Raw genomic sequence first — 21781 nt, forward strand, 5'->3', positions numbered from 1 at the left:
ACCCCGCCTAGGAAGAGTACGCCGCATCGAAGAAAGCCCGTTCGATCGCCACGACCCGCTTCCACCGTGCGGCCAATCGCGCGCCGTCGTCGGACTCCAGCGGCGGAGCCACCCGGTTGAGCTCATCGATCAGGAATTGGGTCCACGCCCGGAAGTCCTCGCCGCGGTGCAGGTCGATCCAGCCCCGGTGCTTCGCCGACTCGGGCAGCGGCAGATCGCGCTGGCCCCAGTCCAGGTACAGCCACTCCGCGATCACCAGCACCACCAGCAGATCCGCATAGTCCCTCGACCGCGCCACCTCCCACATCTGCGCGATGAACTCCGCCGTGGGAGCGGCAAGCTCCGGACTCATCGTCTCTGACGCGGGCACTCCGAGCTCGGCGAAGCTCTGCTGGAAGTACCCGTCCTCATCGGCGGCGAGCATACCGAGCTGCGCGGCGAAGCGCAGACGGGCCGGCTTGGAATCAGTGGTGGCCACGCAGGCGCCCAGCATCGCGACGAAGGCGTCGAAGAACTGATAGTCCTGCACCAGGTATCGAGCCAACACCTCATCGCTGAGCGTCCCGGCGAACAGCTCGTCGATGAACCGATGATGCACCGAGGCATCCCAGTGCTCAGCCGTGGCCAGCCGCAGCTGTCCTGCGAAGCTGTCCGCGGCGACGTCGGCGGTCGTGGAGAACGTGGTGGGGGAGCTCATGGACTCAGCCTACGGGTCTCACGCAGTGCGCTGAGGAGCAGCAAGCGCTCAGATCGCGACGCGCGGGGTCTTCATCTTCCGGGTCAGGTGGATCGCATAGAGCGCCACGCCCACACCCAGCACGGCGGCTCCGGCGCCGACATAGCTCGGGGCGCGGAAGCCCATCTCGGCGGCGATCACCTGGCCGCCCACCAGGGCGCCGAGCGCGTTGGCGGCGTTGAACGCGGAGTGGTGCAGCGAGGCTGCGAGCTGCGGTGCATCCGGGGCGGTGTCTATCAGGTGGGTCTGCATCGACGGGCCCAGCGCGCTGGCCGAGAGGCCGACCAGGAACAGGAAGATCAACATCAGCACCGGGATGTGCGCGGTGTAGGCGAAGAGCACCATGAACACCGCCACCAGGGCCATTGCGACCACCACGGTGCCCAGCACGGACTTGTCCGCCGCCCAGCCGCCGACGAAGTTGCCGACCACCATGCCGGCACCGAAGAGCCCCACCACCCAGGGCAGCGCGCTCTCTGGGAAGCCGGTGACCTCGGTGCTGACCGGGGCGATGTAGGAATAGAGCGCGAACATCCCGGAGAAGCCGACCACGGCGAGCATGATGCCCACCCAGAGCCGCTTGTTCTTCAGGCCCTTGATCTCGGAACGCATCGTGGCCTTCGCCGGGGGCATCTGCCGCGGCGCGTAGCGAGCGACCGCGACCATGGTGATCAGCGCGAGCACGATCACCGAGATGAACATCCAGCGCCAGCCGAACTGCTGACCCAGCGCGGTCACCACGGGTACGCCGAGCACGTTGGAGATCGCCAGACCACCCAGGACGACGGCGATCGCACGGCTGCGCTTGGCAGGGCCCGCCATTTCGGCCGCCATCAGCGCAGCCACGGCGAAGTACGCGCCGTGGGGGAGTCCGGAGAGGAACCGGGCGATCAACATGGTCTCGTAGTTCGGTGCGAAGAAGCTCAGCACATGGCCGAACACGAAGACGCCCAGCAGAAGCAGGGCATAGGCCTTCCGCTCCCGTTTGGCACCCAGGATTGAAAGTATGGGCGCGCCGATGACCACACCTATGGCGTAGGCGCTGATCAGCATTCCGGCCTGCGGGATGGTGATGCCGAGATCGGCGACGGCCTCAAGCTGGAGCCCCATGATCGCGAACTCGGTGACACCCACGGCGAACCCGCCGATGGACAGTGCCACGATCGCCAGCGCCACCTGTCTGCGGGTGTACTTGGGCTTCGCGGGGGTCGCGCTCGGAGAGGTCGTGCCTGCTGAGGTCTGTTCCGCCGTGGTCATATCGTCATCCTGTGCTGCAGCCGGTCAATGGTGGGGTGCACCTGTCAGAGCGCGCGTCGAGCCTGCCAAATCCGAGAAGCCGGGAGAAGACACTCATCCGACAACTGCGCCACGGCGGGGATCATTCCCGGGGCGGCGCCGCACCTCGACGTTGAGGGCCTGACGTGCAGGTGTCCTGGACAGGCCTCTCCTCGGCGGTGAGGAGGCCGAACCAGGAGATTTAGGCGGTCGGTGGGCGCAGGCCCGGGTGCCGATGATAGATCGACTCGTTCCCGCCCTCGGATTCTTCCGGGGAAGGGGCGGAGTCGGCAGACTCTGGTGAGTCCGGGGACTCAGGTGAATCGGGAGATTCGCCTTGCTCCGAGGAGTTTGCTGTTGCCGGCTGCACGGGGGGCACCGGCTGCGCAGCCGGCACAGACTGCGCGGAGGATGTCGACTGCGCCGAGGCGGCGGACTGGGCAGACTCGGCGGAACGTGCCGACTGGGCCGAAGATGCAGACCCCGTGGAGGCCGCCGAAGTCGCCGAGGCGACCGCGGGGAAGAAGTGCTTATCCTTCGCCCGACGCTCCGAGGCCTCATCGGGGTGGATCGGGAGGTCGCCCTCGTCCTCCTCATCGAAGATCACGTCGGGAATGGGCTCCTCGGCAGGGGGCTCGTTCGCGATGACCGGAATGGAGCCGGTGGGCTCATCCCCGGGCAGCGGGCGGGGCGCGAACGCCGGGACCTCGCCGGTGGCGCCGGCGTCCTCGGTGAGGTCTTGGTGGTGGCTGGTCTGGGAGGCACCGGCGTCGGTGATGACGGCGGGCTCGTCGTCGTCCTCACCGGAGTCCGCCCACTCGCCGGTGTCGGCCACGGTCGCCGCGGCACCAGCGCGGGCCACAGGACGGGAGTCCTGTTCCTCGGCGGGCGCGGCGGGTTCATCGCCCGCCACCGGGGTCAATGCGATCGGCTGTCCGCCGTAGGTCTCGATGTCTGTCTTGAGCTGTTCCAGGAGACCCCTCGCCTCCGCGATCATCTCCGGGTTCTCACTGGCGTGCCCGCGGACCAGCCACTGGGCCAGCGCGAACTCCGCGGTCAGGGCGGCGCGGCGCATCAGGTGCTCGTCGACCTCGCCGGTGCGGTGGCGGCGGTAGGCGGCGAGGACCTTCTCGGTGAACTCGGCATCCCCGGCAGCGGTGAGCCAGGCGAAGTCATCCGCCGGATCCCCGCTGTGCAGGTCGGTCCAACCGGTGACGGCCATGACGCGCTTGCCCTCGATCAGCAGTGAATCCTCGTGCAGGTCCCCGTGGGTGACGGCGGGGGTGAAGCCCCAGAGCTCGCGGTCCTCCATGGCGTGCTCCCAGCGGCGCAGCAGCAGGGCCGGGATCTCCCCGGTGGTGGCAGCCTGGTCCAGTTCGTTGAGTCGACGCTGGCGGTATCGCTCGGCGGAGTATCGGGGCAGGTCGGCGTTGTCCACCACGGCCTCGTCGAGGTCATGGATCGCGGCGATGGTGCGCCCGATGTCCTCGATGACGGCCTGCGGCTGCATGGAGAGCTCGCTGAGCTCCAGCGAGGTGCCGGGCAGGTGGTTGTAGACGAAGGTGCGCATCTCCCCGCGGCGCACGGCGCCGGCGACGGAGGGGACCCGGAAGGGCAGCTCGGCGCGGATGCCGGTGGAGAAGCCGCGCAGCACCTGCAGCTCGGTCTCCAGACGCATCGCCGCTTCCTGATGCTGCGGAGAGCGGATCCTCCAGCGGTGACCTTCAGAGTCGATGACGACGGCGGACGTGAAGTCGCGGGCGTCGTCGGCCGCCGCGGCCACGCCGGTCGGGGAAAGGCCCGGCACTGCCGCGGTCGCCAGGGCCGCAAGTTCCATCGATGTCCATCGCACGAGGACCAGCGTATGGGGTCAGACCCCATACGCGCGGCCGGGCCACGCTGAATTGATGAAATCACACGGGATTGGCACTCATGCGGTCCTCTCGGTGCGGCGATCCTCGCTGTCCACACAGGTCCTGCGGGTGCTCCCCGCGGTCTCGGGCCCGGTACGGTGGAGGATATGCATATGCACCTCCGGGACCCTGGTGAAGGCCTGCTCGTCCTGCCCCAGGACGGGGCCCGGATCGACCGCCTCGACGCCCAGCGCAAACGCCCCGAATGGCTCAGCGAAGTCTGGTCCACCCCCGGCACCCGGGTGCTGCGCCTATACGGCCGTCGCGCCCGGCTCAGTGGGAACCGGCTGGACTACGAAGAGGCGACCGGCCCGCTGCCCGAGGGTGCCGTGGCGCTCGGTGCCGTGGATCCCGCCGAGCTGCCCGACGGAGCTGCCAGCAACGGTGTCTCCGGCAGCCGCGGTGGCGCGGCCGCGCTCGTTCACGTGGTCACGGTGGCGCACCCCAAGCCCGCCGATGAGCACGTCGCCGCCGGGACCACCGGGACCACCTGGGCTGACCTTGCCTTCGCCGGATCTCAGCTGACCCCGCTCGACGCCGCCCTGCTCACCCAGGCGCTGGCGATCACCGCCTGGCATGTCGGCACCCGCTTCTGCGCCTCCTGCGGAACCGCCACCGAGGTGGAGGTCTCGGGCTGGCGCCGGGTGTGCCCCCACTGTGGCGCGCAGACCTTCCCGCGCACCGACCCCGCCGTGATCACCGCAGTGCTGGACTCTGATGACCGGATCCTGCTGGGCTCGGCCCACCGCTGGGACACTTGCCGCTATTCGACCTTCGCCGGGTTCGTCGAGGCCGGGGAGTCGGTGGAAGCGGCACTGGCCCGTGAGATCGAGGAGGAGGCCGGCGTCGTCGTCTCCGATATCCGCTATATGGGGTCACAGTCCTGGCCCTTCCCACGCTCGCTGATGCTCGGGCATTTCGCCGTGGCCCGTGATCCCTCCGTGGCCCGGCCCGACGGCGACGAGATCCGTGACGTCCGCTGGTTCACCCGCGCAGAGCTCACCGAGGCGGCCGAGGCCGGGGAGGTCACCCTGCCGACCCGCTCCTCGATCTCCCGGGCGCTGATCGAACGCTGGCACGGAACATTGATCAACGCGGTCTCCGATGCCCAGCCGCGCCCGGCCCCCAGCCGCGCGAATACTGGCAGCACAAACGGCCGGCCCGGTCAGCGAGGACAGCAGCCCCGATGAGTCAGCCCGCCTTCTCCTCCAGCTCCTCCACCGGACACACGCTCTCCGCCACCCAGCTGGCCGCCGCCCCGCCCGAAGCGATCCTCGACGGACTCGACGAGGAACAGCGCCTGGCCGCCTCCACGCTGAAGGGTCCGCTGTGCATCCTCGCCGGGGCCGGCACCGGCAAGACCCGCGCGATCACGCACCGGATCGCCTACGGCGTCCGCGCCGGGGTCTATGACCCGCACCGGCTGCTCGCCGTGACCTTCACCGCCCGCGCCGCCGCCGAGATGCGCTCGAGGCTCAGCGCGCTGGGCGCCCCCGGGGTCCAGGCGCGCACCTTCCACGCCGCCGCGCTGCGCCAGCTGCAGTATTTCTGGCCGGTCGCCATCGGCGGGACCATGCCGCAGATCCTCGACCACAAGGTCCGGCTGCTCGCCGAGGCCGCGCGCCGGCTGCACGTGACCACCGACCGTGCCGCGCTGCGCGACCTCGCCAGCGAGATCGAATGGGCGAAGGTCTCCACGCTGACCCCGGAGTCCTACCTGGAGGTCGCCACCGCCGAGGGCGCTGGCCGGCCCGCGCCCGGGGGAGTGGACCACCGCACCTTCGCCAAGCTGTATCAGTCCTATGAGGACGTGAAGCTGGACAAGCACCTGATCGACTTCGAGGACGTGCTGCTGCTCAACGTCGGCATCCTGGAGGACGATGAGCGGGTGGCCGCCCAGGTGCGCCAGCAGTACCGCCACTTCGTGGTCGACGAGTACCAGGACGTCTCCCCGCTGCAGCAGCGGATGCTCGACCTCTGGCTCGGTGGACGCGACGAGATCTGCGTGGTCGGCGACGCCGCCCAGACGATCTACTCCTTCACCGGCGCCACCCCGGACTACCTGCTCGGCTTCAAGCGCCGCCACCCCGAGGCGAACCTGGTCAAGCTGGTCCGTGACTACCGCTCCACCCCCGAGGTGGTGAAGCTGGCGAACTCGCTGCTGGCCGACCGCACCCGAGAGACGGTTCGCCTCACCGATCCGGCGCCCTGGCCCGAGCCGCTGCAGCTGATCTCGCAGCGCGAGCGCGGCCCGGTCCCGAAGCTGATCCAGCACGCCGATGACGACACCGAGGCCGGGTGGATCGCCTCCGAGATCAAGGCGCTGCAGGAACAAGGGGTGCCGCTCTCCGAGGTGGCCATCCTCTACCGCACCAACGGACAGTCCCAGGCCTTTGAGCAGAGCCTGGCCACTGCCGGGATCTCGTACCAGCTGCGCGGCTCCGAGCGGTTCTTCTCCCGCCGGGAGGTCCGCGAGGCGCTCGCCGCCCTGCGCACCTCCTCACTGGTCGACGACGCCGGGGACACGGTGTCCAAGAGTGTGCGCGACATCCTCTCCTCCCACGGCTACTCCGCGAAGGCCCCCGAGGCCACCGGCGCGGTCCGCGAACGCTGGGAGTCCATGGCGGCTCTGGTGGGGCTCGCGGACCAGCTCTCCACCGAGCGCGAAGACTTCACCATGCGCAGCTTCATCACCGAGCTCGAGGAGCGCTCCGCCGCGCAGCATGCTCCCACAGTGGAGGGCGTCACGCTGGCCTCGCTGCACTCGGCCAAGGGCCTGGAATGGGAGGCGGTGTTCCTCGCCGGACTCTCCGAAGGGCTGATGCCGATCACCTTCGCCAAGACCCAGAAGGAGGTCGACGAGGAGCGCCGGCTGTTCTACGTGGGCATCACCCGCGCACGGAAGTTCCTCTTCCTCTCCTCCGCGGCCTCCCGGCACACCGGCGGCCGCGGCCGCCGCACCCCCTCGCGCTTCCTGCGCCCGCTGCGCAAGGAGATGGGCATCGAGGAGCCGGGCCGGAAGATCATCCCCTCGGCGGGCGGGCTGAGCCCCAACGCCGCGGCGCGCAAGAAGAAGGCCTCCACCTGCTCGACCTGCGGGAAGATCCTCACGGTGGCCACCGAGGTCAAGCGGCGCCGCTGCGAGAGCTGCCCCGCCCGCTACGACGAGGCGCTCTTCGAGAAGCTGCGCGCCTGGCGCAGCGACTACGCCAAGGAGCTCGAGGTGCCCGCCTTCGTGATCTTCACCGACGCCACCCTGGAGGTCATCGCCGAACTGAAGCCCACCTCGGACGCGGAGCTGCTGAAGGTCCCCGGCATCGGCGAGCGCAAGCTCGAGAAGCACGGCGACCGGCTCCGTGAGATCCTCAAAGAGGTCTGATCAGGGCTCAGTCGGCGTGGTGGTCGGCCCAGCTGACGCCGGCAAGGAACGCATCGGCCTCGCCGGTGCGCGGATACTTCGCGACCAGTGCCTTGAAGCTCGGCCCGTGCCCGGGCTCGATCAGATGCGCCAGCTCGTGGACCAGCACCGAGTCCTGCACCCAGACCGGCATCTCACGCAGCCGCGAGGAGAGTCGGATGGTCCCGGTGGTCGATGTCGTGGAGCCCCAGCGCTGGTGCTGCTGGGTGGACCAGCTCACCGCCTCCGGCTGCGGGACGCCGTCCAGATAGCGGGCCGAGAGCGCGGATGCCCGTGCCAGCAGCTCCTCATCGCTGCGCGGTCGCCGTGCCGCGCGGCGGCTGAGCTTCTTCTGAAAGGCTCGGGCGTGGTCTTCGATCTCGCGCTGACTCAGCCGCACGGGAACCCGGAGGCGCAGAGTCCCCGCCACCTGATCAGCCGAGATGGTTCGGGTGCGCCGAGTCGAGCGGACCACCAGCACCTGCTGGCCGTCCACCGTGATCTGCTGCTGAAGCTGCCTCGACGCCATGAGAAGGAGCCTAGCCCGGCCCAAGACTGTGGAAAACTCAGCCCGACCATCCCGGCCTTGGCACGATAGGGAGATGGATCCTGGGACACTGCCCGCGGAATGGAAAGACGTCTTCGTGCTCGATGCGCGCACCATCCAGCTCGGCGCCGGTGACCGCGCCGTGCGGATCATCGGCCCTGCCCGGCAGACCCTGAAACGCCTGCAGGAACCGGTCAGCGTCACCCGCGGCGAAGAAGCTGCCGACGACGGAGACTCCTGTCCCGAGCAGGGCTGCCCGCGCCCTGCCGAGGGCTGCCCGCCCACCGCCGCAGCGGCGATCCGGGTGCAGGCGCGACGCCAGCTGGCGGCGGTGCTGATCGATGGGCTGCCCCGCCCGGCTGCGCTTCTCGCCGAGCAGCTGACCCGCCTGCCCCTGGGCCTGCTGCTGCTGCGCGACGATCATCTCGTCGACCGGGCCGACGTGGCGGCCGGGTATCCCGCGGCCGCGGTGGGCCTCACCCGCGCCGTCGCGGTGCGCCGGTCCTGCCTGCGGCAGGACCCCGAAGCAGCAGTCATCACCTGCTCGGCGCCCGCCCGGCAGACCTCGGCGTCCGCCGCGAACACCTCGCTCCCGATCCCGCACACCCCGCCCGCGCTGCCGCAGGAGCCGGTGGACATCCAGGTGATCTTCGCCCGGCGCGCCGTCGCCCCGGCGCGACTCTCCGCCGCAGCCGCCCGGGCCCAGCTGGTGCTGCCGGTGGTTCGGCACCCGCTGGGCGCGGGCCCCGACCAGTGGCAGATCGGTCCGCTGCTCAGCCGCGACCACGGCCCCTGCCCGCAGTGCCTGCAGCTGCACGGCGCCGCAGCAGACCCGCACTGGGACACCGTGCAGACCGCGCTCGCAGGACAGCATCCGACCGCGAATCCTCCCCTGGATCAGGAGGACCCGCAGTCTGCGACGGTGGTGGCGAGCCTTCTCGCCCGCGAGGTCCAGCTCGCCATCGATGGCGAGGTCACGCCGCAGACCGCCTCGCGGATGATCGGCCTCTCCGCCTCGACCGGGAAGCTCAGCCTGGAGCAGGTGAGCCCACACCCGGAATGCGCCTGCCGGCTGAACACTCCCGTCTCCGGGTGATGAGGGCAGGGATCAGAACAGGCGAGCAGGACAGCTGAGAAGGGGCAGCCCCACCGTCAACATCACAGCCCGACTTCATCCTGTGGCGAACTGACCGCGCCCATACAGACATCACCGAGCCGCGCTGGATACGCTGGAGTCTCTCAGGCCGAACCAGGATCACCACAGGGAGCGTCCGATGAGCCAGAACAACTCCGGCAGCAACGACCAGGGCAACGGGGAAGACCCACGTGACCCCATGGAGGAGTTCTTCAAACAGCTCTTCGGCGGGCAGATGCCCGGGCAGACCCCCGGTGATGACGCCGACAAGGACGACGCCGCCAAGCGCGGCCCCAGCATCGGCTTCACCGGCACCCCCGGCGCAGGTGGCGGTGCAGGCGCCGGTGATCAGGGCGGAATCCCCGGCCTCCCTCCCGGATTCGACCCCTCGCAGATCCCCGGCATGGCCGATATGAACCCGCAGATGATGCAGCAGATCATGGGACAGGTCCAGTCCATGTTCTCCGCCATGCAGAACCCTGCCGACGAGGACAAGGGCCCGGTCAACTGGTCCATGGCGCGGCAGGCCGCACGCCAGGCCGCCGCCGGCGATGACCCCAGCGTCTCGGCCGCCGAGCGCAAGGAGATCGACGACGCCCTGCGCCTGGCGGACATGTGGCTCGACGGGGCCACCACCTTCGAGACCGCCGGGCAGATCGGCCAGGCCTGGTCCCGCGCCCAGTGGGTCGAGGAGACCTTCGACTCTTGGAAGCGGCTGACCGAACCGGTCGCCGAATCGGTCTCCAAGGCCCTCGGCAGCGCCATCAAGGACCAGCTCGGCGAGGAAGGCTCAGGCCTTCCCCCGGAGCTCGAGTCCATGATGGGCGGAGCCGGCGCACAGCAGATCACCGGCATGATCGAGTCCATGGGCGGCATGGCCTTCGGCATGCAGCTCGGCCAGGCCGTGGGCGCACTCGCCAAGGAGGTCGTCTCCTCGTCGGACACCGGACTGCCGCTGGCCGGCAACACCACCGCGCTGCTGCCCAAGAACGTCCGCGAGTTCAGCAAGGGCCTCAGTGTGGACAAGCGCGAGGTGCTGCTCTACCTGGCGCTGCGTGAAGCCGCCCGGATGCGCCTGTTCAACAACGCCCCCTGGCTCGAGCAGGACCTCTTCAACGCCGTCGGCCAGTATGCCGCCGGGATCCACATCGACATGGACCGGATCGAAGAGGCCGCCAGCCAGATGGACCCGAACAACCCCGAGGCGATGAACTCCATCCTCGGTGAGGGCCTCTTCCCGGAGGAGCGCACCCCCATGCAGGAGGCCGCGCTGAAGCGCATCGAGACCACCCTGGCGCTGGTCGAGGGCTGGGTGGACGACGTCGTCACCCAGGCCGCCGAGCACCTGGAATCGCTGTCCCGGCTGCGCGAGACGATGAACCGCCGTCGGGCCTCCGGGGGACCGGCCGAGGACACCTTCGCCGCACTGGTGGGACTGGAGCTGCGTCCCCGTCGGCTCCGCGACGCCGCCGCCCTCTGGGCGCACCTGCGCGAGACCGAGGGGATGTCCGGACGCGATGACGTCTGGGGCCACCCCGATGTCCAGCCCGACGAGCAGGACCTCGACGATCCGACCGGATTCCAGCAGCGCCGCGCGGAACGTCAGGAAGAGACCGCCAAGATCGACGAGGAGCTGCAGAAGCTGCTCGACGGCGGATACGACGGCAAGTCGCCGGGGGCCTGACGTCATCTTCCGGTGCGGCTGGTCACAGATGAGATGATGAGTGACGATCATCATGACTGAGCACACCCCGAAACCGAAGAGGCTGAGTCTGCGGAGAAGCCTGCAGGCGGCGGCCGGCACGTCAGCGCTCATCATTGGACTGCTCAGCCTGCTGCTTCCCAGCCCCTACCTGGTGGAGAGCCCTGGCCCGATGTTCAACACCATCGGCGAGATCGAGGACCAGGCCGTCATCTCCGTCAACGGAGAACCGACCTACCCGACCGAGGGTTCGCTGAACCTGACCACCGTGTTCGTCGCCGGGGCACCCACCTCCACGGTGCGCGTCCCGGAGGCCGTCACCGGCTGGCTCAGCCCCGGAACCGACATCCAGCCGCACGAGCTGATCTACCCCTCCGGCACCACCGCCGAGCAGGTCCAGCAGCAGAACACCGCCGCGATGACCAGCTCCCAGGATCTTGCGGTGGCTGCGGCCCTGGAGGAGCTCGGCATCGGGTATGACCAGGAGCTCTCCGTCATCGACTTCACCGCCGAGGCGGTCCAGGTCGGCACCAACGAGCAGCTCCAGCCCGGGGACCGGGTCACCGCGGCGGCCGGGAGCTCCATCACCGGACTCGAGGGGCTGCGTGACGCAGTCAACACCGCCGCAGGTCAGCCGGTAGCATTGACAGTGCTTCGCGATGGTGAGGAGCTCGACTACGAGGTCCCCACCTACCAAGAAGCGGATGGCGACTACTACGTGGGAATCATGCTCGAGAACGAGTTCGCGTTCCCGGTGGAGGTCGACATCCAGCTCGACGGTGTCGGCGGTCCCAGCGCGGGGCTGATGTTCACCCTCGGCCTCGTGGATTCCATGACGGAAGAGTCCATGACCGGCGGGGAGAACTGGGCCGGCACGGGCACGGTGGACCCGGACGGCACGGTCGGGCCCATCGGCGGGATCGCTCAGAAGGTCGTCGGTGCACGCTCCCAGGGGATCGAGAACTTCCTCGTCCCGGCAGCGAACTGCGCCGAACTCGACGGGCGGGTGCCCGGCGGGCTGTCGACCTACGCGGTCGATGACGTGTCCGAAGGTCGCGCGATCGTCGAGGCGGTCCGCGACGCAGACGAAGACTTCCTCGCGGGGCTCGAGCCCTGCGGAAGCTGAACCGGTGCGCCGGTCCAGCCGGGTCAGCTGCCTGACCCACCAGCAACACCGATGTATCCAAGCACATATATAGAGACGAGGGTTTATCCGTGAGTTTCTCTCAGGGATTCGGGTCCGCGAACCCGTTCGGCGGAGGCCTGTTCGGCTCCGGTTCGGGCGGGGACGACGGCGACAACTCCGGCGGGTCCGGTTCCGACCGGCCAGCTAGGAGTTCCGGGCCGCGGCGGCCGTCAGCACTGGTGCTGACGATCGTCATCATCGCCGCGCTGATCGGCATTTTCGTGGCATCTTCCGGCTTCTACGCCGAGATCCTCTGGTTCAACCAGCTGGGGTATGAGGATGTCTTCTGGACCGAGCGCATCGCGCGCGGTGTGATCTTCCTGATCGCGTTCCTGGTGATGGCAGGCCTGGTCTGGCTCAGCCTGTTCCTGGCCTTCCGCACCCGCCCCAGTTCGGTGCAGAGCCAGATGAACGAATCGGTGATCCGCTACCAGCGCACACTGAACTCGATGCGTCGCCTGTTCATGATCGGCCTGCCCGTGCTGATGGGCCTCTTCGCAGGCACCGCGGCCCAGGGCAGCTGGGAAAACGTGATGCTGTTCCTCAACCAGCAGCCCTTCGGCATGACCGATCCCGAATTCGGGATGGACTTCGCCTTCTTCGTCTTCACCCTGCCGTTCCTCGGATTCATCAACGGCTTCCTGATCTCGGCCGTGCTGGTCGCCGGCATCGCCGGCATCCTGACCCACTACCTCTTCGGCGGCATCCGCATCGAGGCCAACGGCAAGTTCGTGGTCGAGAAGGCAGCCCGCTGGCACATCGCCGTGACCGCGGCTCTGTTCCTGCTGCTCCAAGGTGCCAACTGGTGGCTCGATCGCTACGCCACCCTGCAGAACCAGAGCGGAACCTGGGCCGGCGCGCTCTACACCGACGTCAACGCCGTCATCCCGGCGCAGGCGATCCTCGCCGTCGCCGCGGTGGTGGTGGCCGGCATCTTCATCATCACCGCCGTGACCGCCCGCTGGCGCTTCTCCATCATCGGTTCTGCGATGCTGCTGATCACCGCGATCATCGGTGGCGGCCTGGTCCCGTTCTTCGTCCAGGAGTACCAGGTCCAGCCCTCGGAGCGGACCCTGGAGACGCCTTATATCGAGCGCAACATGGAGCTGACCCGCTACGCCTACGGCCTTCATGAGATCGAGCAGGAGAGCTACGAGGCCGACGCCTCGGCCACCCCGGGCGCACTCGCGGAGGATGCGGCCAACACGCAGAACATCCGCCTGCTGGACCCGAACCTGGTCTCCGCCGCGTTCGGTCAGTTCCAGCAGTTCCGCCAGTACTACTCCTTCCCCGACACGCTGAGCTTCGACCGCTACGAGATCGACGGCGAACGCCGCGACACGGTGATCGCCGCCCGCGAGCTCAACGTGCCCACCGACGCCTCCTGGGTCAACCGTCACCTGATCTACACCCACGGCTACGGCCTGGTCGCGGCCAACGCCAACACCGTGACCCCCGAAGGACGCCCCAGCTTCACGCTGCAGGGCATCCCCACCCGCGGCGAGCTGGCCTCGGATGAGGACTATGAGCCGCGCATCTACTTCGGTGAGAACTCGCCGCAGTACTCGATCGTCGGTGCGCCCGAGGGTGCCGATCCGCTGGAGCTCGACCGTCCGGCGGCAGCAGACTCCGAGACCGAGACCGTCTACACCTTCGAAGGTGAGGGTGGCCCCGCCGTCGGCGGCCTGTTCAACCGGCTCGTCTACGCCATCCAGTTCCAGTCCCCTGAGATCCTGCTCTCCGGGGATATGAACGAAGAGTCGCAGATCCTCTACGACCGCGAGCCGCGTGAACGTGTGCAGCAAGTCGCACCGTTCCTCGACGTCGATCAGAACATCTATCCGGCGATCGTCGACGGCCGGGTGAAGTGGATCGTGGAGGGCTACACCACCTCCAACGACTTCCCCTACTCGGCCCAGCAGCAGCTGGAGCAGGCCACCACGGATGCGCTGACCCAGGGAGCCCCCATGCTCACCGGACAGGTCAACTACATCCGCAACTCGGTGAAGGCCACCGTCGATGCCTATGACGGCTCGGTGGACCTCTACGCCTGGGACACCGAGGATCCGATCCTGCGCGCCTGGCAGGAGGTGTTCCCCGACGCGCTCCAGCCCTACGAGAACATGTCGGCGGAGCTGCTGGATCACGTCCGCTACCCCGAGGACATGTTCCGGGTCCAGCGCGAGCTGCTCGGTCGCTACCACGTGACCGATCCCGGCACGTTCTACGAGAACAACGACGCCTGGTCCGTTCCTGCGGATCCGACCGCCGACGACGAGAACTCCGTGGCGCAGCCGCCGTACTACATGACGCTGCAGATGCCCGACCAGGAGGAGCCTTCCTTCTCGCTGACCGGTACGTTCATCCCACAGATCGCTGAAGGTGCACAGCAGCGCAACGTGCTCTACGGCTTCCTCGCCGCCGCCGGTGACGCCGGCACGGGTGAGGACGGGGTGAAGGCGGAGGACTACGGCCAGCTGAGGCTGCTGGAGCTTCCGCGTGACACCGCCGTGCCTGGCCCCGGCCAGACCCAGGCGAACTTCGACTCGAACTCGCAGATCTCGCAGGAGCTGAACCTGCTGCGTCAGGGCGCTTCCGAAGTGATCAACGGCAACATGATCACCCTTCCCGCCGGTGGGGGCATCCTCTATGTCCAGCCGGTCTACGTGCAGTCCACCGGTACTGCGGCCGCCTACCCGGCGCTGCGCAAGGTGCTGGTGGCCTACGGCGAGGAGGTCGGCTTCGCTGACACCCTCGACGAGGCTCTCGACCAGGTCTTCGGCGGCGACTCCGGAGCCGCAGTGGCTGATGGTGCAGGCGTCACCGGCGACGCTGTGGACTCCGAGCTCGATGTCCCCGAGGGTGACGTCCCCGCTGAGGACGATGCCACCACCGAGGATGAGGCGCCTGCTGAGGAAGAGGCCACCACCGAGGACGAGACCGACGCCGATGAGACCGACGGTCCCACCGCGCCGTCCGGTCCCGCTCAGGAGCGTCTGAACGACGCCCTGGATCGCGCAGGCCAGGCGCTCCAGGATTCAGAGGCGGCACTCGCCGAAGGTGACTTCGCCGCCTACGGCGAAGCCCAGGAGCAGCTGCAGCAGGCCATCGATGATGCCCTGCAGGCCGAGGCTGACCTGGACGAGTGATCACTCGGAGCTGATCTGAGACCCCCAGAATCTCCCCGTCCGGACCCTTGTGGCCCGGACGGGGAGGCGGGTGTCGGAGATCACACTCCGAACAGTTCATTTCGATTTTGCACTCAGGAAATGTGTGCGTAGACTAAACAAGTCGCAACGCGGGGTGGAGCAGTTCGGTAGCTCGCCGGGCTCATAACCCGGAGGTCGCAAGTTCAAATCTTGCCCCCGCAACGAGATAAGGCCCCGGACCTGGGGAACACCAGGTCCGGGGCCTTTTGCTTGCCCTGGGGGAGTCTCAACTCCGCTCTGACTTTGAGATTCCTTCGTTCTGGCCGAGTCGTTGGATGAGCCTGCCTGCCGTACCGCGGAGCCCCCGCTGAGAAAAAGCGGGACGCCGTCGACCTGGGGCAGTGCGGCAGGTTCGTCAGGGTGCCAGATTCCGCGGACCAGGCTCTCCTCGGCGGTCGAGCAACCCCATCGGATATCGCTGGACATCTGTGCCGGTCAAGACCGCAGAAGCCAAGGTCCCGCGGAGGGCCGCCATGGGGTGCTCCCGGTCCGTGAGCGGATCGGACCCTCAGCTGCTGCTCGTAGGGCCGCAGACCCCGGAGGGCACTCGGTCACTGGAGTTCAGCCGAGGCTGGGCTCCGGTGACTCTCACGACGGCGGTTCTTCGCGCTTCGACGACGTTCGGCCCGCCCTCGAGCCTCACCAGTGGGCGGGGCCTGAGCGAACGAGAGTCGACCAGGAACGCGCGTCACTCACTGTTCGCCTCATCCTGGAAGAACTTCATTGCCATCCAACCATGCGTCACAGCGCCACCTGCCCGAAGTGCTGCGGAGACCATCACGGCTTCGGACACTTCCTCTTCGGACGCACCAGCCTTATACGCACCCCTGGAGTGAATCTCGACGCAATGTGGGCACTGCGTTGTGGTCGCTACTGCGATCGCAATGAGTTCGCGGAGTTTCTTGGACAACACATGATCGTTTTCGGAGAATACGGCGCCATCAAACGCCGCGAAAGCCTCGAATCCTTTCGGGGATCCCTCCTTTATAGTCTGCATGTGTTTTACGTCAGACGAGTCGTAATGCATCATATTATTGCTCTTCCACGTTTCTATTTTTGTATGCAGTGTTCATCCACGGGATCTTCGACTGGCGACGTGTGTGGCGTCTTCCGTTCCGCGCTTCGTGCGCGACTCGGTCAGCGCTGCGGGGCAGCGCTGTAGTCCACCACCACACGCCCCTCGATCTTGGCGTGCTGCATCTCGTCGAGGATCGCGTTGATGTCCTCGAGTGGACGGCGACTGTAGGTGGGACGGATCTTCCCCTGGGCGTAGAATTCCAGGGCTTCCACCATGTCCTGGCGGGTGCCAACGATCGATCCGCGGATGGTCAGCCCCTTCAGCACGATGTCGAAGATCGGGGCGGGAAAGTCTCCCGGAGGCAGGCCGTTGAACACGATGGTGCCGCCGCGGCGGGTCATGGCGATGGCCTGACCGAAGGCCTTGGGGTGCACGGCGGTGACCAGGACGCCGTGGGTCCCGCCGGTCTTCTCCTGTATCTCGATGGCCGGATCCGTCATCATGGCGTTGACCACGATCTCGGCACCGTGCTGCTTGGCCAGGGCCAGCTTGTCGTCGGCGACGTCAACCGCCACGACCCGCATGCCCATGGCCACTGCGTATTGGACAGCGATGTGGCCCAGCCCGCCGATGCCAGAGATGACCACCCACTGGCCCGGGCGGACCTCCGTCTGCTTCAGCCCCTTGTAGACGGTCACACCGGCGCAGAGCACCGGTCCGACCTCGTAGGGGTCTGAACCATCAGGGATGAGGGGGGCGTACTTGGCGTCCACGATCATGTATTCGCCGAACGATCCGTTCACGCTATAGCCACCGTTGTTCTGAGACTCGCACAGAGTTTCCCATCCGGTACGGCAGTATTCGCAGGTTCCGCAGGCACTCCACAGCCAGGCATTGCCCACCAGCTGGCCCACGGAAAGCTCGGTGACGCCTTCCCCCAGCTTCTCCACGGTCCCCACGCCTTCGTGGCCGGGGATGAACGGCGGACTGGGCTTGACCGGCCAGTCGCCCTCGGCGGCATGCAGGTCGGTGTGGCAGACGCCGGAGGAGATGAGCTTGACCAGGGCCTGGCCCGGCCCTGGCTCGGGAATGGCGACCTCTTTGATGACGAGGTCCTGCCCGAAGGCCTCTACGACTGCTGCCCTCATCGTGCCTTGGTGGGCCTGTTGGGTGTCCGAGTCCGTACTAGTGGAGGAAGCGGTGACATTGCTCATGATGGCTCCTTGATCGTGGCGGGTCTTCTCTTTGAGGTCCGGGTCGAGACGGAGGCCGCCTGCTGACGCCTGTTCCCGGACCAACGTCCAAGTACCAGTCGGGTCTGCGTCTGGACCATGCCGACTCCACGGAGCGGGCTGTTGTTCACGCGGCCTCTTGGCGTGACTCTAGTCACATTCGAGTTGCATCCACGTTGCATCCGCAGGGGCGCTCGCGTCTGCTCGGCCGTGGAGGGAGATCATCCTGATCGCGCTCCCACCTCTGTTCTTCCACGCGCCTGACGATGCAGCGGCTGTGATCAGAGGTCACCAGGTCGACGGGACCGCAGGAGGCTTTCCTTGCGCCAGGGTTCAGATCAGCGGATCACATTGACTTGACCAACGTCCCTGGTCAGTCCAGCTAGTGGGACCAACGGCCCTATCTGCCGTCGTTTCTGGACCACATAGTGGATTCGGGCTCGGGAGACCGGGGATGGGATCGGCGAAAACAGGCGGAGGCAGGGCATGCGGGTGGCCGTTTACAGTGCAAAGCCGTATGACGAGCAGTTCCTGACGGACGCCAATGTCGCCCATGGGCATGAGCTCTCCTTCCTGGAGACCCGTTTGTCGCCTGAGACCCTTCCGCTGGCTGCAGGCGCTCAGGCGGTATGTGTCTTCGTCAACGACGACGTGGGCGGGCCCGTGCTCGATGGTCTCAGCCGGCTAGGTGTCCGCAACGTGATGCTGCGGTCTGCGGGTTTCAACAATGTGGATGTGAAGGCGGCAGCGAAGCTCGGAATCTCGGTCTCCCGCGTCCCGGGATACTCCCCGCACGCCGTGGCGGAGCACTGCGTGGCCCTGGTGATGTCATTGAATCGCCAGATCCACCGGGCCTACAACCGGGTCCGGGAAGGCAACTTCGCGTTGAACGGTCTGATGGGATTCGATCTCCACGGCAGGACGGTGGGAGTCGTGGGCGCTGGCCGGATCGGGACCTGTTTCGCGCGGATCATGCTCGGCTTCGGCTGCCGGGTGGTAGTGAGTGATCCCCACCCCAGCGAGGAGTGCCGGAGGATGGGAGTGGAGTACCTGCCTCTGGAAGAAGTGCTGGCAGACAGTGACATCGTCTCGCTGCACCTGCCGCTGACACCGCAGACCCACCATTTCATTCAGGCTGAACGTCTTGCCAGCATGCGTGACGGTGTAATGCTCATCAATACCAGCCGAGGTGCGCTGATCGACACGAGCGCGGTGATCGATGCCCTCAAACAGGGGAAGATCGGTTACCTGGGTCTGGACGTGTACGAAGAAGAGGAAGATCTGTTCTTCGAAGACCTTTCGGACGAGGTCCTGCACGATGACGAGTTCTCGCGACTGCTCACCTTCCCCAACGTGCTGATCACCGGCCATCAGGCGTTCTTCACCCGTGACGCGATGACGCACATCGTGACCACCACGATGGAGAATCTCACGGCGGCGGCGCGCGGCGAAGTCCTGAACCAGATCACCGTTGACGACCTCGCAGAGTAGCGGGGCAGGAGATGCTGGCATTCCTGGCAGCTGTACCGGTCCTGTTGGTCCTGGTGCTCATGACTGTCGCCAACTGGTCGGCAGCCAGGGCAGGGCTGGTGACGGCCGCGCTCACCCTGGTGCTGGCCGTGGCGGCCTTCGGCTTCGGGGGTCCGGCGGATCCGTTCAGCGTGGTCTCGGGCACGGCCGGCGTGGTGGCCGAGGCTTCATTCATCGCCGCGACGGTGGCGGGAATCATCGGTCCCGCGTTGGGGATCCACTACCTCCAGCAACGCACCGGCGCTGCCGAGCGGTTGCACGCCGGCTTGGCCCGCCTCCACCCGGACCCCCGGATGGGGGCGCTCCTGGTGGCTTGGTTCTTTGCGCTGTTCCTTGAGGGTGCCGCTGGGTTCGGTACGCCGGTGGCGCTGGCCGCACCCTTCCTGGTCGCCGCAGGTCTCCCGCCGGTGCGTGCCGTGGCGGCGGCCCTCATGGGCCACGCCGCCGGAGTCTCCTTCGGTGCCATCGGCACGCCGGTGCTGGCGCAGAGTGCGCTGGTGGATTTCTCAGGGACGGAGCTGGCAAGGGCCACGGCTCCTTACCACGTCATCCTCGGCGGGATCCTGACAGCCGCAGTCGTCCTGACCATCGACCGCGCTATGCCCGGTACCAGGAGGTTATGGACCTGGGGTGTCCTGGCCGCCGTCTCCTTCCTTGTGCCCTATGGCCTGATCGCCGCTTTTGTCGGTCCTGAGCTGCCCACGCTAGGAGGTGCCATCGCCGGTGTCGCCATCTTCGCCGCACTCCTTGTCCGACGGCGGCGCCTGGAGAACGCCATCTCCGGCGGTGGACCTGCGGAGGCCGGTGACCCAGGAGGGCTGCTGCGCGCAGCCGCCCCGTACCTGGTCCTGGTGCTTCTCGTCCTCGCGACTCGCCTGATTCCTCCGGTCCGAGACCAGCTTGAGGGCGTCACGATCGAGTGGGTGACCGGTACCGGGTTCACCGGCAGCGTCCAGCCGCTGTTCCACCCGGCGGCATTGCTGACCGTGGCCTTTGTCTCCGGAGCGGTCCTCCAGCGGGCCTCGCGACGCGATGTCCGTGGGGCATTCATCACTGCGACCAGGCAGCTCGGCCCGGTGCTGGCGGCGCTGGTCGCGATGATCTCTATCGCCCGCACCATGTCCTATGCCGGGATGACCAACGAGCTGGCCTACGCGGCGGCCGGCATCGGGATAGCGTGGCCTCTGCTGTCCCCAGCCGTCGGAGCGTTCGGGACGTTCGTCACCGGCTCCGCCACCGCGTCCAACGTGCTCTTCACGGAACTCCAGACCACTGCCGCCCACGCTGCAGACCTTCCGGCGCTGCCCCTCCTCGGGGCACAGGGATTCGGAGCCGCGGTAGGCAATATCGTCTGCCCGCACAATATCGTGGCCGCCGTCGCCACCGTGGGCCTCACCGGGAAAGAGGGAAAGGTGCTGCGCTCCACGTTTCCCATCGCCATTCTCTATGTCGCGCTCGGAGGTCTCCTGGCCTTTGCCTTCACGCGCTGACCTGAGGTCGAACCTCCCAGCACCTGGAAGAGGTCGAAGACGAGTCACACGGTGGGCAGTTCAGCTTCGAACCGCGTGACGTCTTCGGCGCGGCAGAGCTCGGTTCCGGGCAACATCGCGGTCGCGCTTCCTGCCGCGACGGCCGTCCGTAAGGCCTCAGCGAGGGGTCTGCCCTCGGCCAGGCGCAGCACGAGACCGCCGAGGAAGGCATCACCGGCTCCGACCGGGCTCGCCACCTGCACCTTCGGCGTCGGCAGGCGCAGCGCCCCCGCCGCAGAGACGAGCAGGGCGCCCGCCGATCCCATGGTGAGCGCGATGACTTCCGCGCGACCGTGGTCGATGAGGTCGCGAACAGCGTCGAGCTGTTCTTCAGGACTCAATTCGTGGTCAGCCCCGACAAGTTCGGCGAGCTCGTCCCGACTCGGTTTGATCAGGAACACTCCTTCGGCCAGGGCCGCGTGGAGCGGGACCCCTGCCGCGTCGACCACGAGGTGAACGCCCTGTTCGGCCACGGAGCGGGCAAGTATGGCGTAGAAGTCTTCGGGCACCCCGGGTGGGAGACTTCCACTGGCAACAAGGTATCCACCGTGCGGGAGATGGGCGGTGACGGTTGAGAGGCAGTCGTGCCACTCCGCTTCGCTCAGGGCCGGCCCCGGCAGGACGAACCGGTACTGATCGCCCGTCGACGTCTCGTCGACGGTGAAGCTCTCCCGAGTGTCACCCGCGATCGCGATCACCGTGCCGTCGATCCCTTCATCCGCGGCGAACCTCCGGTACTTCGCGCCAGTGGGACCGCCGAGTGGGTATATCGGCGTGGAGCTGCCGTTCAGGTTGCGTATCGCGCGGGACACATTCACCCCGCCGCCACCGGGATCGACGCGAGCCGGTCCGCAGCGCAGCTTGTGCTCGGCGCGCACCCGATCCACCGAGCTCGACACGTCGAGGGCGGGATTCATCGTCAGCGTCACGATCGGTGAGTGCATTGGTTCTCTGCCTTTCCTCGACCACACAAGCCCAAGAAGACGGGCAACGATTCGGTGCGCGGCACCGCCCGGAGACAAGCCCAACATCGATCGGCGGCGGACGTTCATCGCCCTCCGCTGCCTTCACCATCCAGTGGCGCGTGCGCCTCGAGTAGGGCCGGAAGTCCCCTCGGCAAGTCCATCGGCCCTGCTGGGATGAGTGTCCTGATGGACAGGGCAGGAGGGGAGCGCCGGAAGCCCTCAGGGGATGCCCGGGCGGACTGCCAAGCAGAGAGTCGCGTCAAGCGTGAAAGGCCGCAGGCGTCCCGTGTTTGTGTCGCTGCCCAGCAGTGATGTAAATCACATATACCCTCATGGTTGGCCCCGGGCACCGACGGTCGGGGCTGCCGCCAGCTCGTATAGCGCGGTGGCATCAGCAGCACCTCTAG

General features: G+C 67.4%; 15 protein-coding genes and 1 tRNA gene. 9 read left to right on the plus strand and 7 right to left on the minus strand.

Annotation, left to right across the window (positions count from 1 at the left end; genetic code table 11):
* Nucleotides 1–7: 7 nt before the first annotated feature.
* The 3 genes from LTH96_RS01530 to LTH96_RS01540 form a co-directional block, all read right to left on the minus strand.
* Nucleotides 8–697, minus strand: coding sequence for a TenA family protein (locus tag LTH96_RS01530; protein WP_241463875.1), 690 nt, complete (start codon nt 695–697; stop codon nt 8–10).
* Between the two features lie 48 nt (nt 698–745).
* A complete protein-coding gene (locus tag LTH96_RS01535) occupies nt 746–1993 on the minus strand; it encodes an MFS transporter (protein WP_241463877.1) in 1248 nt (415 codons plus the stop codon).
* Nucleotides 1994–2213: 220 nt separating this feature from the next.
* Entirely contained in the window at nt 2214–3863 is a 1650-nt protein-coding gene (locus tag LTH96_RS01540) for a phosphotransferase (RefSeq protein WP_241463879.1), read from the minus strand.
* 174 nt (nt 3864–4037) lie between these two features.
* Between LTH96_RS01540 and nudC the strand changes: the two genes are divergently transcribed.
* Both nudC and LTH96_RS01550 read left to right on the plus strand, forming a co-directional pair.
* Nucleotides 4038–5114: an NAD(+) diphosphatase gene (gene nudC, locus LTH96_RS01545; protein WP_241463880.1), complete on the plus strand. Its 1077-nt coding sequence runs from the start codon at nt 4038–4040 to the stop codon at nt 5112–5114.
* Nucleotides 5111–7303, plus strand: coding sequence for an ATP-dependent DNA helicase UvrD2 (locus LTH96_RS01550; RefSeq protein ID WP_241463881.1), 2193 nt, complete (start codon nt 5111–5113; stop codon nt 7301–7303). The genes nudC and LTH96_RS01550 overlap by 4 nt, the downstream gene beginning before the upstream one ends.
* A gap of 7 nt (nt 7304–7310) precedes the next feature.
* On the opposite strand, the gene LTH96_RS01555 is transcribed toward LTH96_RS01550, so the two are convergent.
* Nucleotides 7311–7850 (minus strand): M48 family metallopeptidase, encoded by a 540-nt coding sequence (locus LTH96_RS01555; protein WP_241463882.1) that lies wholly within the window; start codon nt 7848–7850, stop codon nt 7311–7313.
* 73 nt (nt 7851–7923) lie between these two features.
* On the opposite strand from LTH96_RS01555, the gene LTH96_RS01560 reads away from it, so the two are divergent.
* The 5 genes from LTH96_RS01560 to LTH96_RS01580 all read left to right on the plus strand — a co-directional run bounded on the left by LTH96_RS01560 (nt 7924) and on the right by LTH96_RS01580 (nt 15262).
* Nucleotides 7924–8964 carry a hypothetical protein gene (locus LTH96_RS01560; RefSeq protein WP_241463883.1) on the plus strand — a complete coding sequence of 347 codons (1041 nt, stop codon included), beginning with the start codon at nt 7924–7926 and terminating at the stop codon, nt 8962–8964.
* 178 nt (nt 8965–9142) lie between these two features.
* Nucleotides 9143–10687 carry a zinc-dependent metalloprotease gene (locus tag LTH96_RS01565; RefSeq protein ID WP_241463884.1) on the plus strand — a complete coding sequence of 515 codons (1545 nt, stop codon included), beginning with the start codon at nt 9143–9145 and terminating at the stop codon, nt 10685–10687.
* 52 nt (nt 10688–10739) lie between these two features.
* A complete protein-coding gene (locus LTH96_RS01570; RefSeq protein WP_241463886.1) occupies nt 10740–11831 on the plus strand; it encodes a PDZ domain-containing protein in 1092 nt (363 codons plus the stop codon).
* A gap of 89 nt (nt 11832–11920) precedes the next feature.
* Complete coding sequence (locus LTH96_RS01575; protein WP_241463888.1) at nt 11921–15040, plus strand: UPF0182 family protein; 3120 nt, start codon at nt 11921–11923, stop codon at nt 15038–15040.
* 148 nt (nt 15041–15188) lie between these two features.
* Nucleotides 15189–15262: transfer RNA gene (locus LTH96_RS01580), tRNA-Met, on the plus strand.
* Nucleotides 15263–15788: 526 nt separating this feature from the next.
* Here LTH96_RS01580 and LTH96_RS01585 read toward each other — a convergent pair.
* Nucleotides 15789–16130 (minus strand): carboxymuconolactone decarboxylase family protein, encoded by a 342-nt coding sequence (locus tag LTH96_RS01585; protein ID WP_241463890.1) that lies wholly within the window; start codon nt 16128–16130, stop codon nt 15789–15791.
* 107 nt (nt 16131–16237) lie between these two features.
* Nucleotides 16238–17266 (minus strand): alcohol dehydrogenase AdhP, encoded by a 1029-nt coding sequence (gene adhP, locus LTH96_RS01590; RefSeq protein ID WP_241464428.1) that lies wholly within the window; start codon nt 17264–17266, stop codon nt 16238–16240.
* 570 nt (nt 17267–17836) lie between these two features.
* On the opposite strand from adhP, the gene LTH96_RS01595 reads away from it, so the two are divergent.
* Both LTH96_RS01595 and LTH96_RS01600 read left to right on the plus strand, forming a co-directional pair.
* The gene (locus tag LTH96_RS01595; protein WP_241463891.1) at nt 17837–18841 is read left to right on the plus strand and encodes a 2-hydroxyacid dehydrogenase; all 1005 of its coding nucleotides are present in this window, start codon (nt 17837–17839) and stop codon (nt 18839–18841) included.
* Between the two features lie 11 nt (nt 18842–18852).
* Nucleotides 18853–20370 (plus strand): L-lactate permease, encoded by a 1518-nt coding sequence (locus tag LTH96_RS01600; RefSeq protein ID WP_241463893.1) that lies wholly within the window; start codon nt 18853–18855, stop codon nt 20368–20370.
* Nucleotides 20371–20414: 44 nt separating this feature from the next.
* Here LTH96_RS01600 and LTH96_RS01605 read toward each other — a convergent pair whose 3' ends face one another.
* On the minus strand, nt 20415–21338 hold the full coding sequence (locus tag LTH96_RS01605) for a 1-phosphofructokinase family hexose kinase (RefSeq protein WP_241463895.1): 924 nt from the start codon (nt 21336–21338) through the stop codon (nt 20415–20417).
* Nucleotides 21339–21781 lie beyond the last annotated feature (443 nt).

Source organism: Nesterenkonia sp. LB17 (genome assembly GCF_022565915.1).
Classification (GTDB): Bacteria; Actinomycetota; Actinomycetes; order Actinomycetales; family Micrococcaceae; genus Nesterenkonia.

Excerpts from the sequence above, each read along its gene's own strand:
- LTH96_RS01550 (WP_241463881.1), top strand. The coding sequence starts at position 5,111 with ATGAGTCAGCCCGCCTTCTCCTCCAGCTCCTCCACCGGACACACGCTC.
- LTH96_RS01565 (WP_241463884.1), top strand. The coding sequence starts at position 9,143 with ATGAGCCAGAACAACTCCGGCAGCAACGACCAGGGCAACGGGGAAGAC.
- LTH96_RS01570 (WP_241463886.1), top strand. The coding sequence starts at position 10,740 with ATGACTGAGCACACCCCGAAACCGAAGAGGCTGAGTCTGCGGAGAAGC.
- LTH96_RS01560 (WP_241463883.1), top strand. The coding sequence starts at position 7,924 with ATGGATCCTGGGACACTGCCCGCGGAATGGAAAGACGTCTTCGTGCTC.
- LTH96_RS01600 (WP_241463893.1), top strand. The coding sequence starts at position 18,853 with ATGCTGGCATTCCTGGCAGCTGTACCGGTCCTGTTGGTCCTGGTGCTC.
- adhP (WP_241464428.1), bottom strand. The coding sequence starts at position 17,266 with ATGAGGGCAGCAGTCGTAGAGGCCTTCGGGCAGGACCTCGTCATCAAA.
- LTH96_RS01530 (WP_241463875.1), bottom strand. The coding sequence starts at position 697 with ATGAGCTCCCCCACCACGTTCTCCACGACCGCCGACGTCGCCGCGGAC.
- LTH96_RS01555 (WP_241463882.1), bottom strand. The coding sequence starts at position 7,850 with ATGGCGTCGAGGCAGCTTCAGCAGCAGATCACGGTGGACGGCCAGCAG.
- LTH96_RS01585 (WP_241463890.1), bottom strand. The coding sequence starts at position 16,130 with ATGATGCATTACGACTCGTCTGACGTAAAACACATGCAGACTATAAAG.
- nudC (WP_241463880.1), top strand. The coding sequence starts at position 4,038 with ATGCACCTCCGGGACCCTGGTGAAGGCCTGCTCGTCCTGCCCCAGGAC.
- LTH96_RS01535 (WP_241463877.1), bottom strand. The coding sequence starts at position 1,993 with ATGACCACGGCGGAACAGACCTCAGCAGGCACGACCTCTCCGAGCGCG.
- LTH96_RS01595 (WP_241463891.1), top strand. The coding sequence starts at position 17,837 with ATGCGGGTGGCCGTTTACAGTGCAAAGCCGTATGACGAGCAGTTCCTG.